Origin of the sequence: Pseudomonas khorasanensis (genome assembly GCF_014268505.2) — a bacterium.
Lineage (GTDB): Bacteria > Pseudomonadota > Gammaproteobacteria > Pseudomonadales > Pseudomonadaceae > Aquipseudomonas > Aquipseudomonas khorasanensis.
Genome location: NZ_JABWQP020000022.1, coordinates 1 through 17,045, shown reverse-complemented (window position 1 = coordinate 17,045; position 17,045 = coordinate 1). Strand labels below are relative to the sequence as shown.

Below are 17,045 nucleotides of genomic sequence, written 5' to 3'. Positions count from 1 at the left end.
ATCGTCAAGATTAAATTCCGAAACCCCAATTGCGAAAGCAGTTGGGGTTTTGTTTTAGTAGAAGTTCCTGTTTTTGCTGGCTTGTTACCGTGTTGACGAGCCAGATAAAGAATTTCTTGACGACCATAGAGCATTGGAACCACCTGATCCCATCCCGAACTCAGAAGTGAAACGATGTATCGCCGATGGTAGTGTGGGGTTTCCCCATGTGAGAGTAGGTCATCGTCAAGATTGAATTCCGAAACCCCTGTTTGCTAACGCAGACAGGGGTTTTGTCATTTCAGGGTTCGGCTGAATGCTTCATTTCAAAGTGTTTATAAAAAGCGCTGAGGGGCGGAGCCTGCAACCCATCATCAAACTACGACTTCCCGCCAGTCCCACATCAAAAAAACAACATTTCGGGTCCAACTTGGATGTTGTCGTCGCCGGTCGTGCTGCTCAGCTCATTGCTACAGTAAAACCCAAAAAAAGACCGCCAAGCCAAAACCTTCTCAACTGCTCTAGTTCACCGTTCGGCGGGAACCTGGCGGTAATACGCTCCATTTGCGGCACAACCCTAATATTTCTGCGGATCCTGCCGAAAGACTGGTGAGACATGCGTGCACCAAAGTAGAGCGGCCAACAGAACGCTGCCTGCCATCTAATGGAATTTGGAGCTACATGGAATGTTGCATCCCCAACGCATCCCCCCTTTTGGCATAAGAAGTCCCATGAAATGAATCTCAAGTTCAGCCATAAAATCCTGTTGGCCGCTTCGGGCGTCGTGGTCCTGGCGTTCGCATTGTTCACGCTTTACAACGACTATCTGCAGCGAAACACCATTCGCCAGAACCTCCAGTCTTCTGTTCAGCAGGCCGGTGATCTGACCGCCAGCAGCGTGCAGAACTGGATGAGCGGGCGGATTCTGGTGCTTGAAAACCTCGCGCAGAACGTTGCCCACCAAGGCAAGAATGCTGACTTCCCGGGTCTGGTCGATCAACCGGCGTTCACTTCGAACTTCCAGTTCACCTACGTCGGACAGGCCAATGGCGTCTTCACCCAGCGCCCTGACGCGAAGATGCCGGACGGTTACGATCCGCGTCAGCGTCCTTGGTACAAGCAGGCTGTTGTAGCCGACAAGACCATGCTGACGCCGCCCTACATGGCGGCCGTTGGTGGCTTGGTGGTGACGATCGCCATGCCGGTGAAAAAGGGCGGCGAACTGCTCGGCGTGGTCGGCGGTGACCTGAGCCTGGAAACCCTGGTGAAAATCATCAACTCGGTGGACTTCGGTGGTCTTGGCCATGCGTTCCTGGTCAGTGCAGACGGTCAGGTGATCGTCAGCCCGGACAAAGATCAGGTGATGAAAAACCTCAAGGACATCTACCCGAACGCCAGCGTGCGCATCGAAAAGGGCAACCAGAACGTCGTGCTCAACGGCCAGGAACGCATTTTGTCGTTCACCCCGGTCAGCGATCTGCCGAATGCGCAGTGGTACATCGGTCTATCGATCGATCGAGACAAGGCCTACGCCGCACTGAGCCAGTTCCGCACCTCGGCGCTGATCGCCATGTTCGTCGCGGTAGCGGCGATTGCGTTGCTGCTGAGCCTGTTGATCAACGTGTTGATGCGTCCGCTGACCACCATGGGTCGTGCGATGAAGGACATCGCTCAGGGCGAGGGCGATCTCACCCGTCGTCTGGTGGTTGAGAGCAAAGACGAATTCGGTGAACTGGGCAGTGCGTTCAACCAGTTCGTCGAGCGCATTCACGCCTCGATTTCCGAAGTGTCGTCCGCCACCCGTCACGTTCATGATCTGTCGCAGCGGGTGATGGCTTCGTCCAACGCTTCGATTGTCGGCTCTGATGAACAGAGCGCGCGCACCAACAGCGTGGCCGCAGCGATCAACGAACTGGGCGCCGCTACGCAGGAAATCGCTCGCAATGCGGCAGATGCTTCGCAGCACGCCAGCGGCGCCAGCGAGCAAGCCGACGATGGCCGCCAAGTGGTTGAGCAAACCATTCAGGCGATGACCGAGCTGTCGCAGAAGATCAGCCTGTCCTGCACCCAGATCGAAACCCTGAATGCGAGCACCGACAACATCGGTCACATTCTCGATGTGATCAAAGGCATCTCGCAGCAGACTAACCTGCTCGCGCTCAACGCGGCCATCGAAGCTGCGCGCGCCGGTGAGGCCGGACGTGGTTTTGCCGTGGTCGCGGACGAGGTACGCAACCTCGCGCATCGCACCCAGGAGTCGGCGGAAGAGATCCACAAGATGATCACCTCCCTGCAGGTCGGTTCGCGTGAAGCGGTGAGCACGATGAACGCCAGCCAGGCGTCCAGCGAGCAAAGCGTGGAAGTCGCGAACCAGGCCGGTTTGCGGCTGGTCAGCGTGACTCAGCGCATCGGCGAGATCGACGGGATGAACCAGTCGGTCGCGGCGGCCACTGAAGAGCAGACCGCCGTGGTGGAAACCCTCAACGTCGACGTCAACCAGATCAACCTGCTGAACCAGCAGAGCGTGGCGAACCTCAACGAGACGCTGAAGGATTGTGATGCGTTGTCGCAGCAGGCGAATCGGTTGAAGCAGTTGGTCGACAGCTTCAAGATCTGATTGCGGTTCGTTAAACCGCGTTATCGTTCTTCGCGAGCAGGCTCGCTCCCACAGGGAATGCATTCCAACTGTAGGAGTGAGCCTGCTCGCGAAAGCGGCGGTTCGTTCACCGTCAAACCAAAGCTTTAAACGAAGAGCTTCAAAACATTCCCCATCGCATCGTCCGCGAACCCCTGTACGAAGTCCTTGAACTCCGGCAACGCTTCTTCCCTTCCTGAAGCCGGCTCGGCAATGATCGTCCAGGTCGCCCGTGATCGCCCTTCGTCCAGCGATTGCACCTGCATCGCCGCCCACAGATTGGCCACGCCCAACGTGTTGTAAATCGTTGTCCAGGTCATGCTCCGCGCCAGCTCATCGCGGGAGTTGAGTTGTTCGACCACAAGATTGCCGTCCTTGAAAAATTTCTTGCGCAGCGAGGACACGCCTTCGCCGGTCATCTCGATGTGCGACAGTGCCGGAATAAAGCGGTCGAAGCCGGCAAAGTTGCCGAGCACCGCCCAGACCTTCGCCGCTTCCGCCGGCACGTCTACCGACGACACAACGTGGCAGCCTTGAGGGTTGTTGATCAGGGTGTCGGGTTGCAGATTGCTCATGGTGTTGCTCCTTGTTGATGAGTCAGATGAAGTTGATTTCTTTCAGGTAATCGCAGCCGCGACGCAGCAGCGCCTGGGATTTTTGCGGGTAGTGCGTGCCCATCTGTTGTACGCCGGCCTGGGCGTTGGCGTGGCCGATCAGGGAGATGTCGCCGATGTCTTCTTCGAAGCCGTTGAGGTAAAAGCCGAGCACGCCGAACAACGCGTTGTCGGCGTCGACCCGGTTCAGTTGCTGCTGCCAGTCGGCGACGCTGACCAGTGAAAACTCGCGACCGGTTTCGCGAAAGGAGGCGACGTAGGCATCCCAACTCAGCGGCTCGGGGTTGTGCAGATTGAACACCGCGCGTTCCGGCGAATACCGGCTGGCATGGAAGGCAATAAAACGGGCGAGGAAGTCTACCGGCATCAGGTCGAAGTTCAGCGCGAAGGCCGGCACCTGCCCGAGCTGGATCGAGCCTTTGAGCATCAGCATCAAGCGATTCTTGTGCGGCTGGCAAACGCCGCTCAGGCTGTTGAAACTGATATTGCCAGGGCGATACAGATTGATCCGCACGCCACGCTCGCGCGCCCGTTCGAGGATGCGCTCGCCAACCCATTTCGACAGGTTGTAGCCGTTGCGAATGTAGATCGGCGGCGTCGCTGCGGCAGGCAACTCCAGCACGCGACCGGTAGCGTCCACAGCACTGGATGCCGACAGCGTCGAGACAAAGTTGAAAACCTTTTTACTCTGCCCCTCGCACAGCTTGAGCAGGGCAAATATCGGTTCGACGTTGTCCATCGCCAGCGACTCGTAATCGAGCACGTGGTTGACGTTGGCCGCGTTGTGCACCAGCGCGCCGAATTCACGGTCAAGACGCTCATAATCCTCATTGCAGAGGCCCAGTTGCGGGCGACTGATGTCTGCTGAGTAAACCCGAACGCGACTGAGATCGAGATGCTCCAGACGATTTTCGCGCAAAGCCTGGGCGAAGCGTTGCGCCGCCGTTTGCCCGCCGCCATCGCGCACAAGGCACGCGACTTCGCTGGCGCCCCAACCAAGCAGTGCCTCGACGATGTGCACGCCGACAAAGCTGTTGGCGCCGGTGACGATGACCTTGTGCACATCGCCCATACGGCTGATCGGCAATACGTCGAAGTCCAGCGCGCGTTCCGCGTCGGCCATGGCCTGGGCACTGAGCACGGCGCTGTGATCGGTGCCGCGTACCAGCGTTGCCAGCTTGCTGATTGTCGGCAGCTCGATGAAGCGATTGATTGGAATGCTGCGGCCGAACTCCTCACGCAAACGCAGCAACATTCGCGACAGCAGGATCGAATGGCCGCCGAGATTGAAGAAGCTTTCGTCGGTGGAAATGTCGCTGGCCGGCAGCTCGAGCAGCTGCGCCCAGATCTCCAGCAACAGCGCTTCGTCGTCATTGGCTGGCAGACATTTCGGGCCGTTGCCCTGCATCGTTACCGGTAGCGCCAGGAGCGCTTTGCGATCGACTTTGCCATTGCTGGCGAACGGCATTTGCTGCAGTTCGGTCCACGCCGCCGGTTGCATGTAGTCTGGCAAAAACTGCCGGGCATGGGCCTTCAGCGAGTCACGCGCAGTCTCCGTTTGTGGCTGGGCGAAAAATGCCAGGATCCTGCGCTGACTGTCGATGACCACGGCGATCTGCCGGTAAAAGCGGCTCTCGCGCAGGCAGCGTTCGATCTCTTCGGGCTCGACGCGAAAACCCCGGATTTTCACCTGATTGTCGCGCCGCCCGCACAGCTCGATACCGTGCTCGCCCCACTTCGCCATGTCGCCGGTGCGGTAGGCGCGCAGCTGCTGCCCGTCCGGCAGGTTCAGGGTCAGATAACGTTCGGCGGTCTGCTGTGGATTATTCAGGTACCCGAGGCAGACACCGGGGCCGACGATGAACAATTCGCCAACTGTCTGCTCAACCACGGGTTGCAGATCGTCATCGAGAATCAGCACCTGACTGTTGGCGATCGGCGCGCCCAGTGTGCGATTGCTGTCACCCGGCTTGAGCTGGCGCGCGGTGATCAGCACGGTCGCTTCCGTCGGGCCGTAGAGGTTGTGCAGCGTGCCCTGCCGGGTCAGTTGCTCGACGACGAATGGCTCACAGACATCGCCGCCAGTCATCACTTGGGTGCCTTCCAATTGTTCCAAAGGCAGAATGCTCAGCATTGCCGGCGGCAGGAATGCGTGAGTCAGTTGCCGACGGCGCATCAGTGCAACCAGTTGCAGCGGATCACGCCGCTGCGTGCCGTCGGGCACCACCAGTTCGGCGCCGACGAGCAGGGACGGGAAGATGTCGATCAGCGATGAATCAAAGCTCAGCGACGAGAACTGCAGCACCCGGCTTTCGGCGCGCAGTTGCACGTAATCGGCGTACCACGCAGTGAAGTGCGCAAGGTTGAGCTGGCTGAGCAACACGCCTTTCGGATGCCCGGTGGTGCCCGAGGTATAGAGCGCCATGCACGGGGCATTGAGTTCCGGGCGGCGCTGCATCAACGGCTGACTGAGATCGGCGTCGGCTATGTCGATGCCACTGACATCCAACCCCGATATCGAATCGCTGACCGGTTGCTCGCCATCGTGGAGCAATAGCACCGCGCCGGCGTTTTCCAGGATGTATTGCTGGCGCTGCAACGGATGGCTCGGCTCCAGCGGCAGATACACCGCACCGCTGCCGAGAACCGCCAGAATCGAGGCGAACAGCGCCGCGCTTTTCCCTTGGCAGACGCCGACCACCCACGGCTGCGGATGATGCTCGAGCAAGGGCTGCAGCCGCTGTTGGATCGCCCGGCTGTGGGCGTGCAACTGGCGATAACTGATGGATTGCCCGCCGAGGTACAGCGCCGGCCGCTCGGCATGGTCCATCAGGCTTTGCTGCAGATGCTCGATCAGCGGGATCTGCGCCTGTTGCAGCAGCGCTGCATTTACCGTGTCGTTGAGGCGATGGACATACGCCAGTCCGTCGAGAAACAGCAGGTTTTCCAGGCGCTCGAAATCCGGCGCGGTCAGCACCGTGGCATGACGAAAATAATCGGCGTCGCGGGAAAAACGGCTGACCAGCAACGCCACTTCGTCCACCACATGGGCGAGCACCCTTTGGCGCAGTGCCTGTCCGTTACCGGACGGCTCATCGCCGATCGGCACGCGGCTAATCAGTGACGAGCCGAGAAAGCACAGCAGATCGAGCGCCGGCAAACCATTAACGCTGTACGCTCTGACACCCAGACGCATATGCAGATGCGGAATGGGGCAGAAGTCGCCGGCGGCAATAAAGCCATCGTCGATGATCAGATCCACCGCCGATTGAGCGGCACCGCTGCGTGTGAGCGAATGGCCGTGTTGTTCCAGTTCCCGCGTCAGGTCGGTCATGGCCTGGCTGGTCCCGGTCAGCAAAATGTCGAGACGTTTCATGACGGCCTCCTCATGCCTGGTAGTCGCGCAAGGCGTGCTGCACGCAGGGCGTGTCGAGCAGCGAGCTGGTGTGGAAAAACTTCATGATGTTGCCCACCAGTGGATGGTGGCGATTGATCGGAAAGGCCAGCCCGGCCATTTCCTCGCGCAGCGAACGCCGCGTGATTTCGCCAACCGGCAGCGCATCGATCAGACGCAAGTCGAAGGACTTCTGAATGTCGTTGGTCAGGTAGTGAGCGATGAACACCGGCAGGATCTGCGCGATGATTTCGCGGTCCGCGTCGCTTGCGGTATGCCAATAGATGCGCACCATGCGTGCCCAAAAACTTGAATGACGACCCTCGTCGAGCAAGTGGTCGGCCATCAGCCCCTTGATCGACGGTTTGACTGAATCGTCTCGGGCGAACGCCGCGACATCGCCGGTCACGGTATTTTCGGCGATCGCCACGCAGATCAATTCGACCGCGCTGCGCAGGTGTTCCGGTGCCAATGCAACCGCTGCTGGAATCGCCCTGCTGAGTTCGATTTCGTTAGGCAATTCGACGGGATCTATTCCGGTCATGGCCACGGTTTGCTGCATGAAATCCATGGCCACCAGCGCGTGATAATCCTCGTCGACCACCACGGTCATCGCGTCGTAGCGACAGGCGAACGGAAACGCCACGGCGAAGCGATTCTTGGCGATGCTGCGGGCGGTCTTGTCGACGATCTCGGTTTCGAAAATCACAACGTCGTTGATGAATTTGTACAGCGTCTGCACAAGCGCAAAATCACGCTGCTGCGGGCATTCGCGCAGGAAGGTTTCGCTGAGCACCAGTGGCTGGCGACTGAGCGGATAGATCAGTCGCTGATCATCTTCCAGCACCCGCCGGGGACGCGTGCGGATGGTGGCGCGGCTTTCCCACGCCTCGGCGAAGGATTGATAGTCGGCGGCGTTCATCGGGCCACCTCGGCAATTTTTTCGCCCATGCTCAGGCGCAGCCCGTCCCACAGCGCGATGCGGCTTTCCACTGCGGCAATGGCGCTGGCGTAGACCTCGGCCTCGCGTTGCGGATCGCCATCCACCAGACGTTCCAGCAGCTGCGCGGCGGCGGGGCCGTGGTCGTCGGAGTCGACTTCAATGTGCCGTTGCAGGTAATAACGGAAGGTCGGTGCCTGTTCGATGCCGATGCCCCAGTCATCGAGGATGCGCTGGAACATCGTCGGAATGACGCTCTCTCGGCCATGCAGGAACGCGGCGGCTACGCTGTGCCCCGGCGCCTCCAGAGCGACGCGCAAGGTGTCACGTACAAACTGCGCGGCCACGGCGTCTACCTCGACGCTTTGCAGTGCAATGTCGTAGCTCACGCCTTCCTGCTGCAATGCGACGAAGCGTTCTACCGCCGTGGTGCTCGCGCCAATTTCCCGCATCGCATCGAGGTACAACTCGAAGTGGCTGTAGTGACCGTTATCGAGGCGATCATCTGACTCCTCGCCCAACACAATCTCGTTGATCAGCCGGGCCGCGAGAGGATCGCGCGGCGGCAGCCAGGGTAATCGAGTGCAAGTCAGTTCCTGCTGCAGGCGCTTGGTCAGCGACATGAAGTCCCATACCGCAAATACATGGGTTTCCATGAAGCGACGTAATACCGATAACGAAGTAATCTCCGAGAAGATCGGGTGAGTACTCAGTTCGGCTTTCTTCAGGGCGAGTTGCTGCTTAGTTGGCATCATGATGTCCTTTATCATTGATATGAAATGCCCGGTGCTCCAGTGGCTATAAGCGCTCGGGCAAGTTGGATGGAAAGTCATCCGGGCAAAGCCTGAGTTACGGGATGCTGCCGTTGCGGCGGCATTATTGCTGTGTTTCATCCGTGGTACATGCAGCGCTGAGTTGCAAATTTCAAACTCGGCGAGAGAAAGCTAATACAGCGCAAAAGCGTTTAACAAGTTTATTTTCATTTATTTTTAGTTTGAGGTTTTTTGAGGATGAGAGTGGCCGATAAAACTTTAAAGTTAAGTTTTATATGAGCGTAGTTGCTCCTTTCGGCTAATGGCTGCCAAAATCGATTAATAAGAGTGAATGCCTCACTCGAAGCAACTTTTAACTAAGGAAATTTATTGATTTCAAAGGGGCGAAAGTTGGCCGTGACCGGCGCCATGACTTCCTGTTTCCCGTGACAAGACTCCTTCCGTAGGTTCCTGTTTGCGGGGACTGTGCCGTCAGGGCGGCGTGTCCCCGTTCTATAGGGCTGGCGCTTGAAGAGTGCGGGTAAATTGCCGTCACGGCTATTGCCGATTCGTCACTGGCGCGGACTTAAAAGCGTGCAAGGCCCAAGGCAGGCTGCAACGGACACGCCTAGCCGCCAGCGAGGCTGGCAGCAGAGCGGTCGGAGAGATTTGTAAGAGGATTATTCGTGTTGCTCAGGCTTTAACGCGTGGTATGGCGCTTCTGTGCCTCGGGGGTCGCGAGATAGCGAGTGATTACCTCAACGCCTCGGTTGAGATGCTGCTCCAGCAGTTCGAGCGAGCGCTGGATGTCACGTTCGATCACGGCCTGAAGCATGGCGCGGTGGTCATCCTGAGACAGCTTGCCCAGGCCCATCGCTTCCAGGTTGAAACGCAGGAAACGTTCTTCTTCATTCAGCCCGTCTTCGACCAGACGCAGCAGCCGCTGGTTGGGCGCCTTGCTGTACAGGGCCATGTGGAACAAACGGTTGAGGCGGCCGATTTCGTTGTAGTCGTGCTGCGCTTCGAGTTCGTCAATGTGCGCGGCGGCCAACTGATGGTCAGCGCTGCTCAACAAGGGAATGGACTGCCGCAATGCTTCGGATTCCAACAGAATGCGCAATTCATAGGTTTCGGTGGCATCGCCCTGAATCAGCGGCGCGACCACGGCGCCCTTGTGCGTGGTGACGCTGAGCAGTTCCTGCGCTTCGAGCTGGCGCAAGGCTTCGCGCACCGGCATGCGGCTGACGCCGAACAGATCGGCCAGATCCTGCTGGCGCAGCGCGGTGCCACACGGCAGCCGTCCGTCAAGGATCGCCGAGCGCAGCGTTTCTTCTATAACCGACCGGGCCAGATGCGCAGGAATCGGTCCTTCGACTTTGATGCTGTCCAGCGGTTTGGGCTTCTGAGTCACGACAACGCACCCTGTAGGTCGCAATTGGTTGGATCCAAATGACACTAGTGATTGCTCTACAGGTTGTCAAACCGTGTAGAACATTACGCCGCAGCCTGGAGTTTAGCGCGTCCTGATGATCTCACGGTGCCATTGTTTTTTGGCGAGCTAAGCTTCACCATCAAACGCTTCCCCTCCTCTGGAAACTGGCTGTGGCGGTACGTTTCGCGATCCCCAGGATAATGCGCTGGCTTGGCTGCGCACTGCTGCTGGCCGGCTTCATGCTGGGCGGTCTGCATGCCGATTGGGATTTTTCCGCGATCAGCCGCAAGGCCACGGCCATCTACGGCCCGCTGGGCGCCGGGCAGCAGCGCATCGACGCCTGGCAAAATCTTTTGGCCACGCAGCAGCAGGCCAGCGAAATGGACAAACTCAAGGTCGTAAACCTGTTCTTCAACAAACAGGTGCGCTACGTCGAGGACATCGACTTGTGGCGCCAAGTCGATTACTGGGAAACCCCGATCGAAGCACTGTGGAAAGGTGCCGGTGACTGCGAAGACTATGCGATCGCCAAGTATTTCAGTTTGCGCCATCTCGGGGTTTCCAGTGACAAGCTGCGCATCACCTACGTCAAGGCGCTGCGCCAGAACCGCGCTCACATGGTGTTGACGTACTATGCCACCCCCGATGCCATGCCGCTGGTGCTCGACAGCCTGATAGATCCGATCCAGCCGGCGTCGCAGCGGACCGATTTGCTGCCGGTCTACTCTTTCAATGCCCAAGGGCTGTATTTGCCTGGCGCCAAGGGCAATAAAAAGGTTGGCGACACCAAACGCCTGTCGCGCTGGCAGGATGTGCTGAAAAAAATGCAGGCCGAAGGTTTCCCGGTCGAGACGACTAACTAGGAGCACGCGCTCAGATGTCTTTGTTCAAACAGCTGTTGATCGCTATCTGTCTGTTCCTGGTCGTTGCCTTCACGGGTAGCTTCATGGTCAGTCTGGAGAGCTCGCGCACCCAGTACGTCAACCAGTTGCGCTCACACGCGCAGGACGCCGCGACGGCGCTGGCGTTGTCGCTGACGCCGAATATCGATGACCCGGCGATGGTCGAGCTGCTGGTCAGCTCGATTTTCGACAGCGGCTATTACGCGAGCATCCGCGTGGTCGATGTGAAGACGGAAAAGACTATCGTTGAGCGCACAGGTATCCCGGCCGTGAGCAACGTACCGGACTGGTTCGTCAAGCTGATTGGGCTGGAGCCGGCCGGTGGCGATGCGCTGGTCAGCCGTGGCTGGGAACAGGCGGCGCGGGTCGAAGTGGTCAGCCATCCGATGTTCGCTGTGGCCAAGTTATGGCAGAGCGCGCTGGGCAGCCTGGGCTGGTTGCTGATCTGCGGCGCGTTGAGCGCGGTGCTCGGCGCGCTGTTGCTGCGCCGGCAACTGAAGCCGCTCGATTACATGGTCCAGCAGTCACATGCCATCGCCCGCCGCGAATTCCTCAGCCTGCCCGACTTGCCCCGCACCCCAGAGTTGCGCAGGGTGGTGCAGGCGATGAATCAGATGGTCGAAAAGCTCAAGACGCTGTTCCAGGAGCAGGCCGAGCGCAGCGAAAAGCTGCGCGCCGAGTCATATCAGGACAACCTCACAGGCCTGGCCAATCGGCGCTATTTCGAGATGCAGCTGAACGACCGGGTGAGCAACCCCGAGCAGGCCAGTTCCGGCTATCTGCTGCTGTTGCGGGTCAAGGACCTGGCCGGGCTCAACCAGCGTCTGGGTGGCCAGCGTACCGATGAATTGCTCAAAGCGGTCGGCGAGCAACTGTCCCGCGAGTGCGCCAAATATCCGGAAACCCAGAATCTGGTCACGCGTATTCGCGGTGGCGAGTTTGCCGTGCTGGCGCCCGGGCTGGTCCGGGAGGAAGCGTTGCAGCTGGCGCAGAACCTCGACAGCGCCCTCAGCAGCCTGCATGCCACGGGCGCGACGGATGTGCCGGCGGTGGCCTCGATAGGCCTGGCACCGTTTGCCCATGGCGATTCGCCGCAAGCGGTGCTGACGCTGGGCGATCAGGCGCTGGCGCAGGCTGAAGGGCAGGGCGAGCTGAATTGGGCGTGCATTGATCAAAGCCTGACGGCAGACGTCGGCGACGATCACCACGCCTGGCATCGTTTGCTTGATCAGGCTTTGAGTCAGCAGCGGTTCGAATTGTATTTTCAACCGGTGGTGGCCGCGCAGGACACGCAACTGGTGCTGCATTACAAAGTGCTCTCGCGCTTGCTCGACGATCAGGGCCAGACCATTGCGGCCGGGCGTTTTCTGCCGTGGCTGGAGCGCTTCGGCTGGACCGCTAGGCTCGATCGCTTGATGCTTGAACGCGTGCTGGAGCAGATGGCAGAGCATGAGGATTGCCTGGCGCTGAATCTGTCCTCGGCGACGCTGGCTGACCCGCAGGCGCTGAATAAAGTCTTCGAGATCTTGCGCGCGCATTCCAACCTCGGTAGCCGCCTGACGCTGGAAATCGGTGAGGAACAATTGCCTGAACAAGCGGTGCTGGAGCAGTTGACCCGGCGTCTGCGTGAGCTCGGTTTCTCCCTGAGCCTGCAGCGTTTTGGCGGCCGCTTCAGCATGATCGGCAATCTGGCGCGGTTAGGCCTGGCGTATCTGAAGATTGACGGCAGCTACATCCGTGCAATCGATCAGGAGAGTGACAAGCGCCTGTTCATCGAAGCGATTCAGCGCGCGGCGCACAGCATTGATCTGCCGCTGATTGCCGAACGGGTCGAGACTGAGGGGGAATTATCGGTGATTCGCGAAATGGGTTTGTATGGGGTGCAGGGGCAGTTGTTGGGTGAGCCGAAGCCCTGGGGCTAAGCCGATCGTTCCCACGCAGAGCGTGGGGAAGGAACAATCCCGGAAAGTCAGATCAACCCGCCCTCATCCTCATCAATCAGCTGGCTCAACCCGCCCAGCGCCTCACGTGCCTGGGTGCGGTCCATCAGTTTGGCCTGGGCAGCCGGCGGCAGGTCGGTGACGCGGATCACGCCTTTCTGGGTCAGCACCTGAATCAGGTCGTCGAGTACCCGAATCATCTCAAAGTCGCTCTGCTTGAGCTGTTTGAGGCTGTTTTCCACGGCTTCGTTGGCGTACCACGCCTGGATTTCATGGTTGTCGGCCGGCAGCGTTTCCGTGGCCTCGGCGTACGCCGCGGCTTCCACCCGAATCAACTGGCCTTGCGCGTCGCGTTGCACGTAAAACATTGAGCATCCCTCGGATAAGAATCAGCGTCATGCTGTCAGCAGCATAGCCAACTGCGCGCCAGTATGCGGGGCGACGTTGAAAACGTCACCGCTACATTGTCCGCAAACACGACGGCCGCCTCACTGAAGGCGGCCGTTTTTTTTCAGCATCAGCTGTTGTTGTGATCGACCTTGATGGTCGGATCACTGCCGGCGATGAGGTTGTGCAGGTTGGCGCTCGACCAGTTGTTGCCTTCCAGTTTGATCGTCACGTCCGGCGTTGCCGCAGCGGCATCGGCCGAGTTGAATTTGCCACCCGAACTGACTTGCAGCGACGAGACGCCATCGACGGTTGTGATTTTCAGGAAGTTGTCGATCGTGCTGCCGGTCTCGCCCTGCAGCAAGTCGCGCAGGTCGATGCGGTCGCCTTCGCTGGCCTTGAAATCCTTGATCACGTCGTTACCGGTGTCGCCCGATTTCCAGACGAAAGTGTCGCCACCGGAACCGCCGATGAGGATGTCGTTACCCTGGCCGCCAATCAGCGTGTCGCTACCACTGCCACCAAGCAGGATGTCATTGCCTTTGCCGCCGTCGAGCAGGTCGTTGCCGCCCGAGCCGAACAGGATGTCGTTGCCCGCGCCACCCAGCAGTGTGTCGTTACCGTCGTGCGCGCCGGAAACATCGAATGCCTGATAGTTCTCGGTGATGTACTGGTGCACGTTGCTGGTGCTGACCTTGCTGACCTCGACGCCGGTTTCCCTGGCCACAAACGCCTGCATCGCCTGATAGCCCTCGCCGGCGATGCCGTTGAAGCTCACCAGGTCGCCGAACAGAATGTCGTTGCCGTCGCCGCCGTTGACGGTGTCATTGCCCGGCATCGTCGCCTCGGTGTGGCCAATGATCGAGTTGGCCAGGTCTTTCGGATCGATGTTGGTTTGCGGCGTTTTGTCCGAGTCGTAAGGCTTCAGATCAGCGAGGGTGACGTCCTTGTTCAGACCGATGGCCTCGACGTTCGACAAGCCGCTCAGCAGCGCAAAGCCGCTCGACGAATTGCTGGTCGTGTTCGAGTTGGTGCTGTTGCCGGTGCCCGCCAGGTTTGACAGCTCGTAGGTGCCGTCGCCCTGCGCATGAATCGTGCCCAGGGTTTCACTGCTCCAGCCCCACCAAGTGCTGTAGGTTTGCAGCACCACGCTGCCTGCGCTGTTGATGGTCAGGTAGTGCGTGTTGTCGATGTACGTGCTGAACGTGTCGCCCTGCTTGTAGTTGCTGGTGTTCACGACGCTGTCGAGTTTCACGTTGCCGTATAACGTCGGGTTGGTCTGTTCGCCGCTCTGGTAGTAGGTCGGCTGGCCATCAGTGATGAAGTACGTGAGGTTCTTCGCACCGGTGTTCGCTACCGCGTCGGCGCTCTGGAACCAGTTGGCCGTGGTTTTGAACACGTCTTCGTAGTTGGTGCCCCCGCCAGAGGCCATCGAGTCCAGCACCGCTTTGAGCAGGGCCAGCGCTTTGGGGTCATTGAGGTTAACCGACACCGACTTGTTGACCTGGGTATCGAAGTCCACCAGGAAGATGTTCACCGTGCCCGAGTTGCTGCCACCCAGGCTTTGTTTGAGGCTGTTGAACACCGACGTCAGCGAGTCCTTGGCCGCGTTGAGCGACGCAGCGCTCATGCTGCCGGAGCTGTCGACCATGAACGCGATGTTGTAGTTGGTGCCTGGCACCACAGTCAGACCGCCGATGTCAGCAACCACGATGTCATTGCCATCGGTACCGGTGACGCTGTCGTCGCCCGAGGTCGCCACCACGGCGTTGTACACCGCCGGAACCACGGTGACCGGAATCGTTGCAGTGCTGCTCGCCGAACCGCCGACCTGTTCGGTGGAGGTCGAGGTCACGGTCAGGTTGAACTGGCCGTTGTAGTAGGTCGGCGGAGTCACGGTCAGGCTGCCCAGGTTCCAGCCGGTGACGTTGGCTTCGCCATTGCTCGCGGTGACGGTGAAGCTGTGGCCGGCGCCATCGCTCAGTACCGAGCCGACCGGCGCGCCGCTGATTTTCACGCTCAGGCTTTCCGAACCGTCGGTGTCGGTCAGCGCGGTGCTGATCGCCGACAGTTTCACCGTGGTGCCTTCGGCGCCAGTGTTGAGTTTGTAGCCGTCGTAATAACCTTCGCCGTTGCTGCCGTGCAGGTCGGAAACGGTGACGCCGGAATTCACCAGGTCGCTGATGCCGGTGTACAGCGGCACGCCAGCGCCGCTCAGATCAACCGGTGCACCACCGTTGACCGACAGATTGACGTCGTAACTGCCCGGGCCGCTCTGGTTGTGGTGGTAGATATCCAGCGTGTAATAGCCGCTGGTGGTCGGGGTGAACGATCCGTTGATCGCGCCGCCCGCGCCCCAGGTACCGGAAGCCACGTTCTTGCCGCCGATGGTAATCAGCAGACTGTCGTCGGCGACGCCGCTAAACGTGTAGGTCTTGCCGGCTTCCAGATAAATCAGGCCCGACGTCTTTGAAGCCGTCCCGGCAGCCACGCTGCCATCGGACTGCACGTTAGTCACGGTGCCGCTGGAATTCGGTTTGCCAGCGCCGTCGATCACGTTTTTCAGAGTCGTGGAGTTTGCGCCACTGCCGTCGGTGCCGAGGCCCGACAGACCGGTCCAGACTTCCTTGACCAATCCGGTGGACTTCACGCTGTTGTCGGCCACGCTCACGGTCGGCGCATCCGCCACTGGCGTGATGTCGATCTTCACGGTGCCGGTATTGCCGAGCAATTGACCATCGGTTGGCTGGAACTTGATCTGCGCGTAATCGGCCTGTTTGTTGCCCTGACCGGTGCCGCCGTAGCCGTCCGCGCCCGACTCGTTGGCATCCGGCATGAAGCGCAGTTTGCCGGCGTCTATATCAGCCTTGCTGAAGGTCTGATTGTTGGCAACGTCTTTCCAGGTCGAGCCATCCAGATACTGCAGTTTGCCTTCGCCCGGCAGTTGGGTGATTTTCACCCCGAGGCTGCTCGCCGGGCTGTCGACATCGCTGACGCCGAAGGTCGACCAGCCGAGTACCAGTGGCGTGTCTTCGGTGCCGGTTACGTTGCTCGGCGCGGCGACCGGTGCGTCGTTGACCGCTACTAAGTTGACGGTGGTGGTCGCAGTGTTGGAGTAGTTGCCGCCGTCGGTCACCGTCACGGTAATGATGCGCGGCACGGTGCTCGGGTTTTCGCTGCTGTTGGTGAAACTGATGTTTTTGATGGCCTGCAGGTAGTCGGCCAGCGTGGCGTTACCCGACAGGGTCAGGGTCACCGTGCCGTTGGTGCTGTTGGCATTAATAGTGATGCCGTTGACGCTGTTGCCCAGGTTCAGTGCATCGCCGTCCTGACGGTTGGTCAGCACCACGGTTGCGCCGGTCAACATCGTGCTGTCCGGGTCGGTGATGCTGATGTCGGTGTCGGCAATCGACACACCGGCGCCGGGGGTGTTTTCGGTGAACGTCACCTTGTAATCAGCACCCGTGGCGCCACTGGAGTTGTTGGCATCCAGATCGAGCACAGGCGGCGCATCGTTGTCGATGATCGAGGTGCTGACGCTGCCGTTGGTGCCGCTGACCGCGAGGTTCTCGAAGTTGCCACCGGTGGCCGAATCGATCTTGACCACGAAGTTCTCGGTGCCTTCGGTGATTTTGTCATCGAGGGTGGCAACGCTGAATTGCGCGCTCGTGGCGCCCGCCGGGATCTTCACGGTGTATACGCCGGTGAAGTCCGAACCGTCGGCTGCGGTGCCGCTGTAGACGATTTTGAGGGTCACTTCGGTCTGCGCCGGATGGTTCAGGCTCACGGTGTAGCTGGCGGTCTGGCCTTCGGTCACGGAGGTACTGCCGCTGATGCTCACCGTGGTGGTGTCGACAGTGTCAGTGACAGTGGTCACCGCTGGCGCCGTGCTCGGTACCAGATTTTCGAAGCTGCCACCGGACGCGGTTTTGATAGTCGCCTGAACGGTGCCGGCGTCTTTATAGACGTCATCCGATGGAGCAGGAACGGTCACGGTACCGGTGGTTTTACCGGCCTCGATGGTGATTGTCGCGCCGTTACTCAGATTCACGGTTACCGGCGAGCCGGCC

At 59.6% G+C, this 17,045-nt stretch carries 10 protein-coding genes, 1 rRNA gene and 1 pseudogene; 5 read left to right on the top strand and 7 right to left on the bottom strand.

What is annotated here, in order from left to right:
- Window positions 1-115 precede the first annotated feature (115 nt).
- From rrf to HU727_RS26220, 3 genes and pseudogenes are all read left to right on the top strand, one after another.
- Window positions 116-231 (top strand): 5S ribosomal RNA (gene rrf, locus HU727_RS25185).
- Window positions 232-643: 412 nt separating this feature from the next.
- A pseudogene (locus tag HU727_RS26225) lies at window positions 644-1,741 on the top strand (cache domain-containing protein); the annotation flags it as partial.
- A gap of 69 nt (window positions 1,742-1,810) precedes the next feature.
- Window positions 1,811-2,596 carry a methyl-accepting chemotaxis protein gene (locus HU727_RS26220; protein ID WP_371924622.1) on the top strand — a complete coding sequence of 262 codons (786 nt, stop codon included), beginning with the start codon at window positions 1,811-1,813 and terminating at the stop codon, window positions 2,594-2,596.
- Between the two features lie 125 nt (window positions 2,597-2,721).
- Here the strand turns inward: HU727_RS26220 and HU727_RS25175 are convergent, their stop codons facing one another.
- From HU727_RS25175 to HU727_RS25155, 5 genes are all read right to left on the bottom strand, one after another.
- Window positions 2,722-3,189, bottom strand: a complete 468-nt coding sequence (locus tag HU727_RS25175; RefSeq protein ID WP_186534340.1) for an SRPBCC family protein — start codon at window positions 3,187-3,189, stop codon at window positions 2,722-2,724.
- A 22-nt stretch (window positions 3,190-3,211) separates the two neighbouring features.
- Window positions 3,212-6,604: an amino acid adenylation domain-containing protein gene (locus HU727_RS25170; protein ID WP_186534339.1), complete on the bottom strand. Its 3,393-nt coding sequence runs from the start codon at window positions 6,602-6,604 to the stop codon at window positions 3,212-3,214.
- A gap of 10 nt (window positions 6,605-6,614) precedes the next feature.
- On the bottom strand, window positions 6,615-7,544 hold the full coding sequence (locus HU727_RS25165; RefSeq protein ID WP_186534338.1) for a diiron oxygenase: 930 nt from the start codon (window positions 7,542-7,544) through the stop codon (window positions 6,615-6,617).
- Complete coding sequence (locus HU727_RS25160) at window positions 7,541-8,317, bottom strand: DUF3050 domain-containing protein (RefSeq protein WP_186534337.1); 777 nt, start codon at window positions 8,315-8,317, stop codon at window positions 7,541-7,543. The genes HU727_RS25165 and HU727_RS25160 overlap by 4 nt, the downstream gene beginning before the upstream one ends.
- A gap of 697 nt (window positions 8,318-9,014) precedes the next feature.
- A complete protein-coding gene (locus HU727_RS25155) occupies window positions 9,015-9,725 on the bottom strand; it encodes a GntR family transcriptional regulator (RefSeq protein ID WP_186534336.1) in 711 nt (236 codons plus the stop codon).
- 191 nt (window positions 9,726-9,916) lie between these two features.
- Between HU727_RS25155 and lapG the strand changes: the two genes are divergently transcribed.
- Window positions 9,917-10,609 carry a cysteine protease LapG gene (lapG, locus tag HU727_RS25150; protein ID WP_186534335.1) on the top strand — a complete coding sequence of 231 codons (693 nt, stop codon included), beginning with the start codon at window positions 9,917-9,919 and terminating at the stop codon, window positions 10,607-10,609.
- Between the two features lie 14 nt (window positions 10,610-10,623).
- Window positions 10,624-12,570, top strand: a complete 1,947-nt coding sequence (gene lapD, locus HU727_RS25145; protein WP_186534334.1) for a cyclic di-GMP receptor LapD — start codon at window positions 10,624-10,626, stop codon at window positions 12,568-12,570.
- 47 nt (window positions 12,571-12,617) lie between these two features.
- On the opposite strand, the gene HU727_RS25140 is transcribed toward lapD, so the two are convergent.
- Both HU727_RS25140 and HU727_RS25135 read right to left on the bottom strand, forming a co-directional pair.
- Window positions 12,618-12,956, bottom strand: coding sequence for a tryptophan synthase subunit beta (locus HU727_RS25140; protein ID WP_186534333.1), 339 nt, complete (start codon window positions 12,954-12,956; stop codon window positions 12,618-12,620).
- Between the two features lie 149 nt (window positions 12,957-13,105).
- Window positions 13,106-17,045: immunoglobulin-like domain-containing protein (locus tag HU727_RS25135; RefSeq protein WP_217847148.1), on the bottom strand; the 3,940-nt coding region annotated here is incomplete at its 5' end.

Coding starts and splice junctions, on each gene's coding strand:
- HU727_RS26220 (WP_371924622.1), top strand. CDS start 1,811: ATGGCTTCGTCCAACGCTTCGATTGTCGGCTCTGATGAACAGAGCGCG.
- HU727_RS25140 (WP_186534333.1), bottom strand. CDS start 12,956: ATGTTTTACGTGCAACGCGACGCGCAAGGCCAGTTGATTCGGGTGGAA.
- lapD (WP_186534334.1), top strand. CDS start 10,624: ATGTCTTTGTTCAAACAGCTGTTGATCGCTATCTGTCTGTTCCTGGTC.
- HU727_RS25175 (WP_186534340.1), bottom strand. CDS start 3,189: ATGAGCAATCTGCAACCCGACACCCTGATCAACAACCCTCAAGGCTGC.
- HU727_RS25165 (WP_186534338.1), bottom strand. CDS start 7,544: ATGAACGCCGCCGACTATCAATCCTTCGCCGAGGCGTGGGAAAGCCGC.
- HU727_RS25160 (WP_186534337.1), bottom strand. CDS start 8,317: ATGATGCCAACTAAGCAGCAACTCGCCCTGAAGAAAGCCGAACTGAGT.
- HU727_RS25170 (WP_186534339.1), bottom strand. CDS start 6,604: ATGAAACGTCTCGACATTTTGCTGACCGGGACCAGCCAGGCCATGACC.